The following is a 17,142-nucleotide window of genomic DNA, read 5'->3' on the forward strand; positions in this document are numbered from 1 at the left end:
AAGACAAAGGCTTCGCCATTTAGCGCGAAGCCTTGCTGCACTGATGAGGTGACCAGGAGGTGGAATCCGTGGCCGGTCCGGAGGGGATCTGAGTCCGCTGCTCCGCTCGCCAGAATGTGCCGCAAAGGTGCGCGGCTGCTTGCTGCAAGCGGAACCCATCATACCTTGCCGCCGCCGCCCAGATCAAGCGATTTGACGCCTGCGCAAGCCACCTAAAGCCATTGCAGGCGTCTTTCGCCGACCTTCTGGCGGGTTACCCCTGGGACGCCGCCGCGCGCCTTCTGCGGGCGCCTGGCGCGGCCGCGACGACGTCCGCGGCTTGCGTCTGCACCGGTTCGCTTTGCGCCTCGCCGGATGCCGTGCGCGCGAGCACCGGTTTGAGCGCGACGCCCGTGTGGCTCGCGGCGATTTTCACGAGTCCTTCCGGTTCCGCCGCGCCGACGATCGTGCCGCCGCCCACACCGCCTTCCGGTCCGAGATCGATGATCCAGTCGGCTTCGGCGATCACGTCGAGATCGTGCTCGATCACCACCACGCTATGACCCGCATCGGCGAGACGGTGCAGCACACGAATCAGACGCGCGACGTCCGCCATGTGCAGCCCGACCGTGGGCTCGTCGAGCACGTAAAGCGTGTGCGGCGCTTTCTGCCCGCGCCGCGTGATGTCGTCGCGTACCTTGGAAAGCTCGGTCACGAGCTTGATGCGCTGCGCCTCGCCGCCCGACAGCGTCGGCGACGGCTGGCCGAGCGTGAGATAGCCCAGCCCCACATCCTTCATCAACTGCAGCGGATGCGAAATACTCGTAATCGAAGCGAAGAATTCCACCGCCTCGTCAATCTCCATCGTCAGCACTTCGCCGATATTGCGGCCGCGCCACGTCACCGCCAGCGTTTCCGGGTTGAAGCGCTGACCGTGACAGACATCGCACGGCACTTTCACATCGGGCAGGAAACTCATGCCGATGGTGCGCACGCCCTGGCCTTCGCATGCCGGGCAACGGCCGTCACCGGTATTGAACGAGAAACGCGATGCGCTATAGCCGCGCGCGCGCGCTTCGAGCGTATCGGCAAACAGACGGCGAATCGCATCCCACACGCCGATATACGTGGCCGGACACGAACGCGGCGTCTTGCCGATCGGCGTCTGATCGACTTCGAGCACGCGGTCGATGGTCTCCCATCCGCTGATCGAATCGCAGCCTTGCCATACGTGCGAAACCTCAAGTTTCGGCTTCGCCGCGGTGCGGGCGATCACGCTGGAGCGGCGCTCCGCAGCGCTCGGCGCAGTCTCTTTCGCGTTCTTGCGCGCACGGCGCACGGCCGGCGACGACAGCACCGATCGGCCCACCGCATCGAGCAGATTGGAAAGCAGCACATCGCGCGCGAGCGTGGACTTGCCCGACCCGCTCACGCCCGTAATCGCCACGAGACGGCCAAGCGGAATCTGAGCCGTGACGTCGCGCAGATTGTGCAGCTTGCCGCCATGCACCGTGAGCCATTGCGCCGGCACCGCTTCGTGGCCCGCACGCGCGGGCTTCACTTCGCGGCGCGGCTGCAGCGGATGCACGATCGGCTGCGCGAGATAGCGGCCTGTGAGCGAATCGGGCTGCGCCGCGAGATCGGCGACCGTGCCTTGCGCGACCACGCGACCACCGCGTTTGCCCGCGCTCGGCCCGATATCGATGATGTGATCAGCACGCCGAATCGTATCTTCATCATGCTCGACCACGACCAGCGTGTTGCCTTTATCGCCGAGATTGCGCAGCGCGTTGAGCAGAATCTGGTTGTCGCGCGGATGCAGACCGATCGTCGGTTCGTCGAGCACGTAGCAGACGCCCTGCAGATTGCTGCCCAGTTGCGCGGCCAGTCGAATACGCTGCGCCTCGCCGCCCGAAAGACTCGGCGCAGCGCGATCGAGGCTCAGATAACCCAGACCGACTTCTTCGAGGAATTGCAGACGGCTGCGAATTTCGCTGATGACGTCACGCGCAATCTGCGCATCGCGGCCATTGAGTTCGAGCGATTCGATCCAGCGGCGCGTTTCGCCAACGGTCCATTGCGCGACGTCGACAATCGCATGTTCGTCGAACGTGACCGCACGCGCTTCGGGATTCAGACGCGTGCCGTGGCAATCCGGGCACGGCGTATCGGCCATGCCTTCCGGCTCCTGCTCTTCCGAAGGCAGCGTCTGTTCGCGGCCGCGATCGTCGGCGGCCATCACCGTATCGTCATAGGCCGCGCGTTGTTCGCGCGTGAGCGCGAGGCCCGTGCCCACGCAGGTCGTACACCAGCCGTGTTTGCTGTTGTACGAGAACATGCGCGGATCAAGTTCGGGATAGCTCGTACCGCAAACCGGGCAGGCGCGCCGCGTCGACAACACCTTGATTTCACCGATCTGCGAGGTCGATTTACCGTCGCCGATTGCATTATCCAGACCGTCGAGCGGCGCCAGCAGATGCACCACGCCCTTGCCGGCGTCGAGCGTCGTGGCCAGCATTTCGCGCAATTGAGCCTCGTTTTCAGGCTCGATCACGATATCGCCCACCGGCAACTCGATGGTGTGTTCGCGGAAACGGTCGAGTTTTGGCCACGGCGCAACCGGCACGAATTCGCCATCGACGCGCAGATGCGTATTGCCGCGCGCCTTCGCCCATTTCGCGAGATCCGTATAGACGCCCTTGCGATTCACCACGAGCGGCGCGAGCAGACCAACGTGCTGACCTCGATGCTCGCGCAACAATTGCGCGACGATCGCATCGCTGCTTTGCGACGTCACCGGCGTGCCGTCGTGAACGCAATGCTGCATGCCGAGCTTCACGTACAGCAGACGCAGGAAGTGCCAGACCTCGGACGTGGTCGCCACCGTACTCTTGCGGCCGCCGCGCGACAGACGCTGCTCGATCGCAACCGTGGGCGGAATGCCGTACACGGCGTCCACTTCCGGGCGGCCCGCAGGCTGCACGATCGAACGCGCGTAAGCGTTCAGCGATTCCAGATAGCGGCGCTGGCCTTCATGAAACAGAATGTCGAAAGCGAGCGTGGATTTGCCCGAACCCGACACGCCCGTGATGACGTTGAAACGTCCATGCGGAATATCGACGTCGAGCGCCTTGAGATTGTGCTCGCGCGCATTCACGATACGCACGACGTCTTCGCCCTGGATCTCGCGGCGCGCCTGCGCGGCGCGCATCGCGGTCTGCAAGGCAACGCCCTCTTCTTCCGCGAGCACCGGCTCGACACCATGGCCGAGCGCCGCTTCGTAGCGCTCCAGCGCAGCGCCCGTGTGCGAACGCGGGCACGCGATCACATCGTCCGGCGTGCCCACGCACACCACTTCGCCGCCCGCGTCGCCGCCTTCGGGACCGAGGTCGATCAGCCAGTCCGCGGCACGGATCACATCCAGATTGTGTTCGATCACCAGCAGCGAATGGCCGCCCGCCAGCAGCTTGCCGAACGCGCGCATCAGCTTGGCGATATCGTCGAAATGCAGGCCCGTGGTGGGTTCGTCGAACATGAAAAGACGTCCGCCCGCCGACGTTTTCTTGCCGCGCGCCTGCGCCGTTTCCGCGAGATAACCGGCGAGTTTCAGGCGCTGCGCTTCGCCGCCCGAAAGCGTCGGCACCGGCTGGCCGAGCTTCACGTATTCGAGGCCGACATCGACGATCGGCTGGATCACGCGCAATACTTCGTCATCCTTAGCGAAGCACTGCGCGGCTTCGCTGACCGTCAGATCGAGGACATCCGCCACGGAGAGCGCACGGCCGCCACGCTCGATCTTCACTTCGAGCACTTCCGGGCGATAGCGGCTGCCGTCGCAATCCGGGCAACGCAGATAAACGTCGCTCAGGAACTGCATTTCGATGTGCTCGAAACCCGAACCGCCACAGGTCGGGCAGCGGCCCTCGCCCGAGTTGAAACTGAACATCCCCGCCGTATAGCCGCGCTGCTTCGCGAGCGGCGCCTTGGCAAACAGCTTGCGGATTTCATCGAACGCGCCCACGTAGCTGGCCGGATTCGAGCGCGCCGTTTTGCCGATTGGCGATTGATCGACGAACACGGCGTCGGTGATCTGCTCCGCGCCGCTCAGGGCGCGATAAACGCCCGGCGATTCCGTGGCCTTGCCAAGATGACGCGCCAGCGCCGGATACAGCACGTCCTGTACGAGCGTCGATTTACCCGAGCCCGACACACCCGTCACACAGACGAGGCGCTGCAACGGAAACTGCACGGTCACGTCGCGCAGATTGTGTTCGCTCGCGCCTTCGAGCAGCAGGCTGGGCGTCTTTGCATCGACGGGCCGGCGCTCCCAGTGCGAAGCATCGGCCACCGCGCGATGACCGCCCAGATATTCGCCGGTCAGCGTGCCGGACGAACGGATATCCCTGGGCGTGCCGTCATAGACGATCGTGCCGCCGCGCTCGCCCGGCCCCGGACCCATGTCGATCAGGCGGTCGGCGGCCAGCATCACCGACGGATCGTGCTCGACGACCACCAGCGTATTGCCGGCATCGCGCAGGCGCTGCATGGCTTCGACGATACGGTTCAGGTCGCGCGGATGCAGCCCGATACTCGGCTCGTCGAGCACGAACAGCGTCTTCGTCAGCGAGGTGCCGAGCGCCGTGGTCAGGTTGATCCGCTGCACTTCGCCGCCGGAAAGCGTGCGGCTCTGGCGGTCGAGCGTGAGATAGCCCAGGCCCACATCGCAGAGATATTTGAGCCGTGTGCGCACTTCGGCGAGCAGCAGCTTGAGCGCATCGTCAAGGAGTGCCGACGATAGCGAGAGATCGTCGAAGAAGCGCCGGATACGCTCGATCGGCAACAACATGACATCGTGCAGCGTCAGACCCGGCAGCGCTTCGAGTTGCGCACGCGTCCAGTCCACGCCATGCGGCAGAAAGCGCGCCGATGGTGCGAGCACTTCGTCCGCGTTTTCCTGCGTGCCCAGGCGCCACTGCAGCGCTTCGGTCTTCAAACGCGCGCCGCCGCAGGTTTCGCACGGCGTATAGCTGCGATATTTCGACAGCAGCACGCGAATGTGCATCTTGTACGCCTTCGATTCCAGGTACTGGAAAAAGCGCTTCACGCCGTACCACTGCGTTTGCCAGCTACCCTTCCAGTCCGGCGCGCCGTTGATGACCCAGTCGCGCTGTTCCTGCGTGAGTTCGGCCCAGGCCGTATCGCGCGGTACACCGGCCTTGGCGGCATAACGCATCAGGTCGTCCTGACACTCCTTCCACGCGGGCGTTTGCAGCGGCTTGATCGCGCCGTCGCGCAGCGACTTGCGCGCATCGGGAATCACCAGACCCCAGTCCACGCCGATCACCCGGCCGAAGCCCCGGCACACTTCGCAGGCGCCATACGCCGAGTTGAAGGAGAACAGCGCCGGTTGCGGGTCCGCGTAGCGCAGATCGCTGTCCGGGCAATGCAGGCCGGTGGAGAAACGCCAGATCTGCGGTTCGGGTTTCGTATCGGAAACGTCGCTCGCGGCGTCGGTTTCCGATACGACATAAATGTTCACGCGCCCGCCGCCGCGCTTGAGCGACGCCTCGATCGCCTCGACCACGCGGCTCTTTTCCGCGTTCTGCAGGCGGAAACGGTCAGCCACCACGTCGAGCACCTTGCGCGTGCCGTCGGCCGCTTTCACTTCGCGCTGCGCCTGCACGCGCGTATAGCCGCTCGCGGACAGCCATTGCTGGACTTCCTCTTCGGTGGTCGTATCCGGCAGTTCGACCGGGAACGTCACCACGAGGCGCGGGTCGCCCACTGCCGTGCGCGCGCGCAGTTCGGCGTAAATCGTTTCCGGCGTGTCGTGCCGCACCGGTTGCGCCGTGACGCGATCGAACAGATTCGCAGCGCGCGCGTACAGCAGCTTCAGATGGTCGTTCAACTCCGTCATCGTGCCGACGGTCGAGCGCGAGCTGCGCACCGGATTGGTCTGGTCGATGGCGATGGCCGGCGGCACGCCGTCGACGCGATCGACTTGCGGACGATCCATGCGGTCGAGAAACTGACGCGCGTAGGCACTGAAGGTTTCGACGTAACGACGCTGCCCTTCCGCGTAAAGGGTGTCGAACACGAGACTGGACTTACCCGAGCCGGACGGCCCGGTCACCACCGTCATTTCGCCGGTGTGGAGGTCGAGATCGAGGTTCTTGAGGTTGTGCTGACGGGCACCGCGGATTCTGATGGATCGGTTATCGCTCACTTGCGCTGGCATTCCGGATGGATCACAGGCGTGGGACCGGGCGGCGGCGCCCGGCAGCTTTTGGCCCGGGTTGGCGGGCCGAACGGTGAAGATTTTACTGTATATTTATACAGCATGCAGGGCGCGTGCTTAATCGATGCCGTGGGCGTCGAGCAGCCCGTCAAGTCGGCCGGATGGCCTACCCCATCCGGCTGGTTGCGTCAGATCGCGGTTAGCGGTGAGCTTTGTCCGCGCCGGCCCACTCGCGCCACATCGCCTCGTACGCAGTTTCCATACCGCGCGCGAATTTCGCTCCGTCCATCAGCGGCGACGCTTCCATCCGGGCACGCAAGGTCGCGCGCAGATACGCGAGACGCGGCAGATAGGTCGCGAGCGACACGACGGTCTGCGCGAAATCCTCGTCGGAAAAGGCAGCGAGTGCATCCAGCCCCAGATTGGCCAATTGCGACAAGCCAGCCCGCCCTGCGCAGGTTTCGCCGACGCGCGTCACCACCGGCACGCCCATCCACAGCGCGTCGAGCGTCGTGGTGTGGCCGTTGTACGGCAGCGTGTCGATGGCGAGGTCGATCTCGTGATACGTACGCAGATACGCATCGCGCGGCTGGAACGGCACGAAGCGCACGCGCGACGGCGCAATGCCGTGACGTGCGAGGCGTTCGGCCAGCCGCGTCTGCGCTTCGCCTTGCGCGGCCATCAGCATCAGACGCGCATTGGGCAGCGCCGCGAACACGCCCGCCCACAATTCGAGCGTGCGCTCCGTCAATTTGCAGGGATTGTTGAGACTGCCGAGCGTTACGTGTCCCGCCTTGGCAGCAGGCAGTGCATTGACGGCCGGTTCGTGCGCGAGCGGGTCGTAGCACCAGAACGTATCGGGCAGACGGATCGTGCGTTCGCTGTAGTGCGCCTCGTACGAAAGCGGGTCGAGATGCGGATCGGTCAGCCGGTAACCCATCGCTTCGATACCGGTCGTGCCCGGATACGCGAGCCACGCAACCTGCACGGGCGCGGGCTGGCGCGCGAACAGCAAGGGGCGGCCATCGGCCATATGCATCGTGAGATCGACAAGAATGTCGATGCCGTCCGCGTGAATCCGTTGCGCGAGCGCGGCGTCGTCGAGCTGGCGCACGTCATGCCACACATCCACGTGAGCCGCGAGACGCGCAGTTGTCGAGTCGGCTCGAACGACGCTCGAATAGGCGTGAATCTCGAAGCGGCTTTTGTCGTGATTCGAAAGCAGCGGCATCATGAATAATGCCTGGCAATGCTCACGAAAATCCGCTGAGACATAGCCGATTCGCAAACGTCGTCCTTGCGCGCTCCTGAGCGCGTGCGAAAAACGCTGCGCGCGCAACGGTATTTCGTGTTGCGCCGACCAGCGCCGCGCCTGCGCGAGGATCGCTTCAGGTTCGGGCGACTGAAATGAAAGCGCGTAGAGCAGATTGCTATGGGCAGTGAGATTGCCTGGATCGCTTTTAACGGCGCGCTCGAAACAGGCAACGCCTTCGTCAAGCTCGCCGCAATCCTTCAAGACATTGCCCAGGTTATTGAGCGTGGGCGAATGATCCGGTGATAGTTCAAGCGCCTTGCGCAACAGCGCGCGTGCCTCGTCTTGATGGCCGAGCGCTCGTTGCAGATTGGCCGCGTTATTCCAGGCATCGACGAAATCGGGCCGCACGCGAATGGCGGTTTCGAAAGCGTCCATCGCCGCCTTGTGTTCGCCCAGCTCGCGGCACACGTTGCCCAGATTGTTGGCCGCTTCGGCGTGCGCGGGATCGATCGACAAAGCATGGCGATACTGCGCCTGCGCCTCGCGACGCTGCCCCAGCGCGTGAAGAGCGCTACCGTAGTTGTAGGCGGCATGCGCAAAGTCCGGCGCAATCGCCAATGCGCGCGACAGCACATCGGCGGCTTCCTGCGGCTTTCCCTCGTCCATTAACAGCGCGCCGAGATTCACGAGCGCGGCGGTCGAATCGGGGGCGAGCGCAACGGCTTCGCGCAGCAGCGTCAGTGCGCGCTCACGCGAACCCTGAGCGCGCAGCAACGTGCCTAGGTTCACCAGCGCTTCGACATTGCCCGGTTGCGCCGCGAGCGCACGCTCGTAGGCGCCTTGCGCGAGCGACGTTTCACCGAGCAGTCGGCGACAATTGCCGAGATTATTGAGCGCGTCGGCGCGTTGCGGGTCGCGCTGCGTGACGGCTTCCCATGCGAGCGCCGCATCGCTGAGCGCGCCTTGAGCCTGCAGCGCGCTGGCGAGTCCGAACCAGTGATCGGGGTCGGTTGCGTCTTCTTCGAGCAGACCGCGATACGCAGCGGCAGCCTCCGCATGACGCTGCGCGAAGGCATAGGCTTGCCCCAACGCTTCACGATAGCGCCGGTTGGTGGGTTCGATCTCCAGCGCTTTCGTCAGGCCTTCGATAGCGTCCTGAAAGCGGCCTTGCTGAAGATCGATCACCGCAAGCCGGAAGCGCGCCGCGCCGTGTAAAGGGTCGAGTTCGACAATGCGGCTGTAGCCCTCGCGCGCCAAAGCAAAATCGCCGGCAATATGCCGTTCGTGCGCCTGCTGAAACAGTTCTTCGATCTGCATCCGGATAAGCCAGCCGATGAGCAAAACAATCATTGTAATGGGGGCAATGAGCCGGCCATCGAATGGGGTGTTTTTCGTCTCCCCGAAGTCAAACTTTTGATTCGCAGTGCGATTAAAAAATCATTCGACTTGCATTCATTAATTAACCTCGGACTTTCCATGCGGCGCTATGAGTGCTCGATTTCGCGAATTGAACTTCGCTGATGTCTGCACAAAACAAAAGCGCCGGGGCATGACATCGCCCCGGCGCTTTTGCGCATCGGTCGCAGCAAAAAATCAGGCCGCGATATCCACGCCCTTCAAGGTCTTGACGTCGACCGGCTCGGCCAGCCAGGCGCCGATCTTGCCGCGGAACGCCACGTAATGCGCGCTCTCGCGATGCGCCTGCACCGCGGCTTCATCCACATAGGTTTCGTAGAGGTGAAAGCCCGGCGAACCGTCTGCGCGGCACAGCAGGTCGTAGCGCCGGTTGCCCGGCTCCTTGCGCGTTTGCGCCACCATCTGGCGCAGTTCCGCTTCGAGGTCGGCGACGTGTTCGGCTTTCGGCGTGAGGCTGGCAAACAGATAAATGCTCATCGAGATGTCCTTATCGGCAACGAAATTTCCGATCGGCAATATTTGAGTATTGCCGATCCTGCACGGCTTATGCGTCGATCAAAACCCGCTTAGGCCTTGTAGCGTTCGAGCCAGTGCGCGTACGGCGCCGGCAGCGTCCAGGCCGCGCGATCCACCTTCAGTTCCTGCGCGGCGAAGTACGGCCAGTGCGGATTCGCAAGATGCGCGCGACCGACCATCACCAGATCGAGCTGCTCCGAAGCGACCGAGCGCTCGGCCAGTTCCGGCGTGCCGATACCCCATGCCGACGACACCGGCAGACCGGCTGCGCGACGCACTTTCTGTGCGATCGGTGCGAGGAAGGCCGGCGCCCACGGAATCTGCGCGGTCGGCGTCGAGAAACCGACGCTCACGCTCAGCATGTCCAGACCTTCGCGCTTGAAGTTCTTCGTGAGTTCGATCGATTCGGCGAGCGTCTGCTCGTCGCGGCCATCGTATTCGATCACGCCAAAACGCGCGGTCAGCGGCAGATGTTCCGGCCAGACCTTGCGCACGGCAGCGAGCGTTTCCAGAAGGAAACGGCTGCGGTTTTCCAGGCTGCCGCCATAGGCGTCGGTACGCTGGTTCGAGTGCTCCGAGAAGAAGCTCTGGGCGAGGTAACCATGCGCGAAGTGCAGTTCGAGCCATTCGAAGCCGGCGTCGAGCGCGCGCTTTGCGGCTGCCACGAAGTCTTCGCGCACCCGCGCGATATCGTCGGTCGTCATGGCCTGCGGCACCTTCGGCAGATTCGCGCCGAACTCGATCGCCGACGGCGCGAGGGTTTGCCAGCCGCGTGCATCGCCTTCGGGGATATGGTCATCACCTTCCCACGGACGGTTCGCGCTCGCCTTGCGGCCGGCGTGCGCGATCTGGATGCCGGGTACCGAACCCGCCGCCTTGATCGCCGCGACGGTCGGCGCGAAGGCCTTGGCCTGCTCGTCGTTCCAGATACCCGCGCAGCCCGGCGTGATGCGGCCTTCCGGCGACACCGCCGTCGCCTCGACGATCACGAGACCCGCGCCGCCACGCGCGATCTGCGCGTAGTGAACGTGGTGCCAGTCGTTGATCATGCCGTCTACGGCCATGTACTGGCACATCGGCGGCACGGCGATGCGATTACGCAGGGATACATCTTTGAGCTTGAACGGTTCGAACAATGCGGACATCTACTGCTCTCCTTTAGCGGCGCGAGCCGGCACGGCGGCACGGGCTGCGCCCTTGAAAAAACGTCGATCGCTGGGATCGGAAAATCGGGATTTCCTTTCGGCACGCCTCATTGCAGCAGGCAACAAAAACTCGCCACGCCGCGCGTAACGCGCGGCGCGTGGAGTTGCCGAAAGGAAACCGGGATAAGACGCGCGGACTTCGCTTACTTGCCGCGCAACTGGGCGAGCAAAGCCTCGGCGACCGGCTCGGACGATGCGGGATTCTGGCCGGTGATCAGCAGGCCATCGGTGGCCACGTGCGCGGCCCAATCAGCGGCCTTCGAATAGTTGCCGCCATTCGCCTTGAGCATGTCTTCGACGAGGAACGGCACCACATCGGTCAGCTCGACGGCGGCTTCTTCGCTGTTCGAGAAGCCCGTCACCTTCTTGCCGGCGACGAGCGGGCGGCCATCGGCGCCCTTCACATGACGCAGCACGCCAGGCGCGTGGCACACGGCCGCGACCGGCTTGCCTGCCGCGAGGGTCTTTTCGATCAGCGCGATCGACAGCGGATCTTCGGCGAGGTCCCAGAGCGGGCCGTGGCCGCCGGGGTAAAACACCGCGTCGTAGTCGTTCGCGTCGACATCGGCGAGACGTTTCGTATTGGAAAGTTCTGCGCGCGCGGCGGCGTCGGCATCGAAACGGCGCGTGGCCTCGGTCTGCGCCGAGGGATCGCTGCTCTTCGGATCGAGCGGCGGCTGGCCGCCCTTGGGCGAAGCCAGCGTGATCTGCGCGCCGGCGTCACGCAGCGCGTAATAAGGCGCGGCAAATTCCTCGAGCCAGAAACCCGTCTTTTTGCCCGTGTTGCCGAGTTCGTCGTGCGAAGTCAAAACGATCAGTACGTTCATCGACGTTCCTTTTTTCGATGAGATCAGGACGCTCTCGCGTCCAATGAAACCGGTCCAGCCGCGCGATATCGATTCGTGTCACTACCTGCAGCGGGCAATCAATTAGACCGGTCGTCTAGAAACTTTCCGTATGACATGACGCTTTGCGAAGGCGCCCGCTCAAGGGCGCTCAAACAATGATGTCATGCCGATGTGGCGTGCGGGTTACGCTTGCGGCCGGGGCTGAATCACGCGCCCAGCGGCAGATTCAGGAGTTGCCGCGTGGTCACCATGGCGGCATCGAGCGGACGCCGATCGCGACGGATCTTTTCCATCAGCGTCGCGCCCAGCCAGAGTTCGTAGAGCGTGGCCGCCGTGGAGTTCGCATCGCCGATACCGCTTAGCGAACCATCTGCGCAGCCTTCCTCGATACACACGCCGATGCGCCGCACGATCTCTTCCGTGCCGCGACGCAGAACCGCGCGCATCGGCTCGGATAGATCGCTGACTTCAGCGCCCAGCTTGACCGCGAGGCACTTGCCGTCCGGCCCGTCCGCGCACTGCATCAGGCGCCATTCCTCGAAATACCCCATCAGGCGCTCGACCGGCGAGCCGCCGCGCTGCACGAGCTGCTCTTCAAGGCGATCCGCATACTCCGTGAAATACGACGTCAGTAAAGCTTCACCGAACGCCTCTTTCGAGCCGAAATAGTGATAGAACGACCCTTTGGGGACGCCCGCGGTCGCGAGAATCTCGTTCAGACCGACGGCTGAAAAACCCTTGCCCAGAATGATGGGCATGGCGGTATCGAGGATGTGTTGCCGTACTTCGACGGCTGGCGCTGCGTTCATGGGTTGCCATGTTACAGGCGGATTAGACCAGTCGTCTAGCAATCTCCCGACTCTCAAAGTGGCTTTATCGCGCTGGCCGTTGCAAGCGTGTTCGGGCACCGAAAAACGCGCGGCGGCTGGAAATTTCGCATCGGAAACTCACCATCTGGAGAGCCATCCATGTCGTTACGTACCCTGCTCTGTTTTGGCGATTCGAACACCCACGGCACCAAACCGCTCAATCTGCCCGGCGTGCTGGAGCGCTTCGGCCCCGCCGATCGTTGGCCCGGCGTGCTGGCCGCGACGCTCGGCAGCGGCTGGCAGGTGATCGAAGAAGGCCTGCCCGCGCGCACCACGGTGCACGACGACCCGATCGAGGGACGTCACAAAAACGGCCTCGCGTATCTGCGGGCGTGCCTCGAAAGCCAGTTGCCCGTCGATGTCGTCGTGCTCATGCTGGGCACCAACGATCTCAAGACGCGCTTTTCCGTCACGCCGGCCGATATCGCCAATTCGGTGGACGTGCTGCTCGAAACGCTGGTCGCCTGCCGCGCCGGTCCGAGCGGATCGACGCCGCATGTGCTGCTGATGTCGCCGGTGCCGATCGACGAGATCGGCTTTCTCGGTGCGATCTTCACGGGCGGCGCGGCGAAGTCGCGTCTGCTCGCGCCGCTCTACGAGCGTGTGGCCGTGAAATACGGCTCGGCGTTTCTCGATGCAGGCGAATTCGCCAAGGTCAGTCCGACCGACGGCATCCATTACGAAGCCGATCAGCACCACAAACTCGGCCGTGCCGTCGCCCAGGTCGTGCGGCAACGCTTCGCCACCTGAGGCCCGAAAAGCAAAACTTTCCGATACGAAACCCCAAAGAAAAACGCCGCCGGGCGCGAGCCCTGGCGGCGTTTTTTGCTTTTCAGCGGGATGTGCAGTTAATCGACGATTAACGCGACATCATGTTCATGCTGACGTTGTGCATGACCCACAGCGTACCGATCACGACGATCAGCACCGTCATGGCCGTGAAGCCAAATGCGGTCACGTTCCAGCGTTGGCCCGACGACGTGTTCATATGCAGGAAGAACACGAGGTGGACCACGATCTGCACGACTGCCAGGGCAGCGAGGCCGAGCAGCGCGGTTTCACGCGGCAGGCCGCCATGCAGGACCAGCCAGAACGATGCTGCCGTGAGCACCACCGCCAGGACGAAACCCGCCACATAGCCGCCGAAGCTGCCGTGGCTTTCTTCTTCGTGGATAGGATGAGCACTCATTTAAATCACGCTCGCAAGGTAGACAAAGGAGAACACGCAGATCCAGACGATGTCCAGAAAGTGCCAGAAAAGGCTCAGGCACGACAGGCGGCGGATTTCGCGATCGCCCAGTGCCGGCGCCTTCAGCGTCTGCACCATCAGGACGACCATCCAGATCATGCCGAACGTCACGTGGATACCGTGGGTGGCAACCAGCGTGAAGAACGACGACAGGAACGCGCTGCGTTGCGGGCCGTTGCCTTCGGCGATCATGTTCGCGAACTCATGGAGTTCGAAATACAGGAACGTTGCGCCCAGCAGGAACGTAATGGCCAGCCAGAACAGCACTTGGCCCTTGCGTTGCTTGTGCGCGCCGATCATCGCGAAGCCATACGTGATGGACGACAGCAGCAGCACTGCCGTTTCCATCGCGACGCCATTGATGTCGAACAGGTCCTTGCCGGTCGGGCCGCCTGCGAACTGGTTCTGCATGACGGCAAACACTGCGAACAGCGTGCCGAACAGAATACAGTCGGTCATCAGGTACAGCCAGAAACCGAACACCGAGTGTGACGGCGGGTGATCGTGGTGATCGTGCTCCGCGAGTGCGGCCGCACCAGTTTTCGTCAACATCAGTTGGCCTCCAGTGCTTCTTCAACCTTGCCACCGCGTTGCTTGGCAGCAAACGCCTTGGCCAGTGCGCGACTACGCGCTTCTTCGTCTGCCCGAACCTTGGCGGCCGGGATGTAATAGCCTTCGTTCTTCTGGAAGCTGTAAGCGATTGCCGTACCGACGATGCCGATAAAGCCAACGATCATGAGCCACCAGATGTGCCAGATGCCAGCAAAGCCGAGCACCAGGCTGAAGAAACCGATGAACAGACCTGCGCTCGTGTTCGAGGGCATGTGAATGTCGGTGTAGTGCGTGTTCGCGACGTCAACGGTTGCGCGGCCGGTTTCCTTCAGATGCTGGAACTCATCGAGTTCCGACACGTTCGGGATGATCGCGAAGTTGTACGACGGCGGCGGCGACGACATCGACCATTCCAGCGTACGGCCACCCCACGGATCGCCCGTCACATCGCGGTTTTCCGGCAGGTTGCGGTCGCGGATCGACACATACAGCTGCATCAGCTGGTGAGCGATACCGATTGCCACGAGCACTGCGCCAACCCACGCGATGATCATCCACGGATGCCATGCCGGATTGTCGTAGTGGTTCAGACGACGCGTTGCGCCCATGAAGCCCAGCACGTACAGCGGCGTGAAGGCAACGTAGAAGCCCACGAGCCAGAACCAGAATGCACGCTTGCCCAGCTTTTCGTTCAGCTTGAAGCCGAATGCCTTCGGGAACCAGTAGTTGAAACCAGCCAGGTAGCCGAACAGCACGCCACCGATGATGACGTTGTGGAAGTGAGCAATCAGGAACAGCGAGTTGTGCAGCACGAAGTCGGCACCCGGGATCGCCATCATCACGCCGGTCATGCCGCCGATGGTGAAGGTGACCATGAAGCCGAGCGTCCACAGCACCGACGAGTTGAACTCGAGGCGACCGCGGTAGATCGTGAACAGCCAGTTGAAGATCTTCACGCCCGTCGGGATCGAGATGATCATCGTGGCGATACCGAAGAACGCGTTGACGTCAGCGCCCGAACCCATCGTGAAGAAGTGGTGCAGCCAGACGACGAATGCCAGCACCATGATCGCGCAGGTTGCGTACACCATCGCCTTGTAGCCGAACAGCGGCTTCTTGGCGTAGGTCGCGACGACTTCCGAGAAGATACCGAACGCCGGCAGGATCAGGATGTACACCTCGGGGTGACCCCATGCCCAGATCAGGTTCAGGTACAGCATGGCGTTGCCGCCACCGTCATTCGTGAAGAAGTGCGTACCGATGTAACGGTCCAGACCCAGCAGCGCGAGCGTAACGGTCAGAATCGGGAACGCAGCCATGATCAGCACGTTCGTGCACAGCGCCGTCCACGTGAACACCGGCAGCTTCATCATCGTCATGCCAGGAGCGCGCATCTTGATGATGGTGACGAAGAAGTTCACGCCGGTCAGCAGCGTACCGACACCCGAGATCTGCAGCGCCCACAGGTAGTAGTCGACACCGACCCCTGGACTGTATGCGAGCTCCGACAGCGGCGGGTAAGCCAGCCAGCCCGTCATCGCGAATTCACCGACGACCAGCGAGATCATCAGCAGGATTGCGCCAACGGCGGTCATCCAGAACGACAGCGAGTTCAGGAACGGGAACGCGACGTCGCGTGCACCGATCTGCAGCGGCACCACGATGTTCATCAGGCCAACCATGAAAGCCATGGCCATGAAGAAAATCATGATCACGCCGTGAGCCGTGAAGATCTGGTCGTAATGGTGCGGCGGCAGATAGCCCGGCGCGTTGTACGCGAGAGCCAGCTGGGTACGCATCATGATTGCGTCGGCGAAGCCGCGCAGCAGCATGATGAGGGCGAGCACGATGTACATCACGCCCAGACGCTTGTGGTCGACGCTCGTCAGCCACTCCGTCCACAGATATTTCCACTTACCGAGGTAAGTGATCCCACCGAGCACGAATGCGCCGATGATAGCCATACCGACCATCGTGCCGAGAATAATCGGCTCGTGATACGGAATGTCGGCTAGTGTAAGTTTTCCGAACATGCCTGGTTACCCCTTGGTCACGCACGACGGGTCACTGAAATTCGTGACGTGGCCGTTGTTGTACTTCGCGATGATGTTGTTGAAGAGCTTCGGGTCCACCGTCGAGAAGTATTCAACCGGTGCCTTCTCGCTCGGCTGCGCAACCGTCGCGTATTGATCCATCGAAAGCTGCGTCGAGGACGCCTTGACCTTCTGGACCCATGCGTCGAAGTCTTGCTGGCTCGTGGCGAGAGTACGGAACTTCATGTCCGAGAAGCCCTTGCCGCTGAAGTTCGCCGACAGGCCGGCGTAGTCGCCTGCATGATCGGCGATCAGGTGCAGACGGGTCTGCATGCCTGCCATCGCGTACACCTGGGTACCCAGCTGCGGGATGAAGAACGAGTTCATCACCGAGTCCGACGTAATGCTGAAGTTGACCGGCGTGCCGACCGGGACGGCCAGCTGGTTCACCGTGGCGATGCCCAGATCCGGGTAGATGAACAGCCACTTCCAGTCCAGCGCGACCACTTCGACGTTGATCGGCTTGACGTTCGATTCAAGCGGCTTGTACGGATCGAGTTCGTGCGTGGTCTTCCACGTGAGCACTGCGAGGAACAGGATGATCAGCGTCGGGACGGTCCAGACGACGACTTCGATAGCCGTCGAGTGCGACCATTTCGGCGCGTAGGTGGCGTTGCGGTTCGATTCGCGATAGCGGTACGCGAACCACAGCGTCAGGATGATCACAGGGATCACCACGATCAGCATGGCCCAGGTGGAGGTCGCGATCAGCGACTTTTCCGCCACGCCCACGCTACCTTTGGGGTCGAGGACTTCCAAGTTGCAACCGGAAAGACACATGGCCAATCCGGCGCTGACGGGAAGCAATAACCTTTGCAAGGTTGTTCTTTTCATCACGTTTGCCTGAATTTCATTCATTGAATAGTTCCGGGCACATCCCCTGACATCCGGCAAAGGAAGCGCGCCCGAATCATACAGCCGC

General features: G+C 62.7%; 11 protein-coding genes. 1 reads left to right on the forward strand and 10 read right to left on the reverse strand.

Annotation, left to right across the window (positions count from 1 at the left end; translation table 11 throughout):
* Positions 1 to 253 precede the first annotated feature (253 nt).
* From uvrA to G3N59_RS12330, 6 genes are all read right to left on the reverse strand, one after another.
* Positions 254 to 6,205, reverse strand: a complete 5,952-nt coding sequence (uvrA, locus tag G3N59_RS12305) for an excinuclease ABC subunit UvrA (RefSeq protein WP_205982881.1) — start codon at positions 6,203 to 6,205, stop codon at positions 254 to 256.
* Positions 6,206 to 6,416: 211 nt separating this feature from the next.
* On the reverse strand, positions 6,417 to 8,789 hold the full coding sequence (locus G3N59_RS12310) for a tetratricopeptide repeat protein (protein WP_205982882.1): 2,373 nt from the start codon (positions 8,787 to 8,789) through the stop codon (positions 6,417 to 6,419).
* Positions 8,790 to 9,065: 276 nt separating this feature from the next.
* Positions 9,066 to 9,365, reverse strand: coding sequence for a putative quinol monooxygenase (locus G3N59_RS12315; RefSeq protein ID WP_205982883.1), 300 nt, complete (start codon positions 9,363 to 9,365; stop codon positions 9,066 to 9,068).
* 89 nt (positions 9,366 to 9,454) lie between these two features.
* Positions 9,455 to 10,549 carry an NADH:flavin oxidoreductase/NADH oxidase gene (locus tag G3N59_RS12320; protein WP_205982884.1) on the reverse strand — a complete coding sequence of 365 codons (1,095 nt, stop codon included), beginning with the start codon at positions 10,547 to 10,549 and terminating at the stop codon, positions 9,455 to 9,457.
* A 203-nt stretch (positions 10,550 to 10,752) separates the two neighbouring features.
* On the reverse strand, positions 10,753 to 11,436 hold the full coding sequence (locus tag G3N59_RS12325; RefSeq protein WP_205982885.1) for a type 1 glutamine amidotransferase domain-containing protein: 684 nt from the start codon (positions 11,434 to 11,436) through the stop codon (positions 10,753 to 10,755).
* Between the two features lie 227 nt (positions 11,437 to 11,663).
* Positions 11,664 to 12,266 carry a TetR/AcrR family transcriptional regulator gene (locus G3N59_RS12330; protein WP_205982886.1) on the reverse strand — a complete coding sequence of 201 codons (603 nt, stop codon included), beginning with the start codon at positions 12,264 to 12,266 and terminating at the stop codon, positions 11,664 to 11,666.
* A gap of 159 nt (positions 12,267 to 12,425) precedes the next feature.
* Between G3N59_RS12330 and G3N59_RS12335 the strand changes: the two genes are divergently transcribed.
* Positions 12,426 to 13,076, forward strand: a complete 651-nt coding sequence (locus G3N59_RS12335; RefSeq protein ID WP_205982887.1) for an SGNH/GDSL hydrolase family protein — start codon at positions 12,426 to 12,428, stop codon at positions 13,074 to 13,076.
* A 109-nt stretch (positions 13,077 to 13,185) separates the two neighbouring features.
* Here G3N59_RS12335 and cyoD read toward each other — a convergent pair whose 3' ends face one another.
* From cyoD to cyoA, 4 genes are read right to left on the reverse strand one after another with little or no spacing between them, the layout of a single operon-like run.
* Positions 13,186 to 13,515, reverse strand: coding sequence for a cytochrome o ubiquinol oxidase subunit IV (cyoD, locus tag G3N59_RS12340; RefSeq protein WP_205982888.1), 330 nt, complete (start codon positions 13,513 to 13,515; stop codon positions 13,186 to 13,188).
* Positions 13,516 to 14,127 carry a cytochrome o ubiquinol oxidase subunit III gene (cyoC, locus tag G3N59_RS12345; protein WP_205982889.1) on the reverse strand — a complete coding sequence of 204 codons (612 nt, stop codon included), beginning with the start codon at positions 14,125 to 14,127 and terminating at the stop codon, positions 13,516 to 13,518.
* Positions 14,127 to 16,160 carry a cytochrome o ubiquinol oxidase subunit I gene (gene cyoB / locus G3N59_RS12350; RefSeq protein WP_205982890.1) on the reverse strand — a complete coding sequence of 678 codons (2,034 nt, stop codon included), beginning with the start codon at positions 16,158 to 16,160 and terminating at the stop codon, positions 14,127 to 14,129. The genes cyoC and cyoB overlap by 1 nt, the downstream gene beginning before the upstream one ends.
* A gap of 6 nt (positions 16,161 to 16,166) precedes the next feature.
* The gene (gene cyoA / locus G3N59_RS12355) at positions 16,167 to 17,054 is read right to left on the reverse strand and encodes a ubiquinol oxidase subunit II (RefSeq protein ID WP_205982891.1); all 888 of its coding nucleotides are present in this window, start codon (positions 17,052 to 17,054) and stop codon (positions 16,167 to 16,169) included.
* Positions 17,055 to 17,142 lie beyond the last annotated feature (88 nt).

Origin of the sequence: Paraburkholderia sp. Ac-20340, from assembly GCF_017104965.1 — a bacterium.
Lineage (GTDB): Bacteria > Pseudomonadota > Gammaproteobacteria > Burkholderiales > Burkholderiaceae > Paraburkholderia.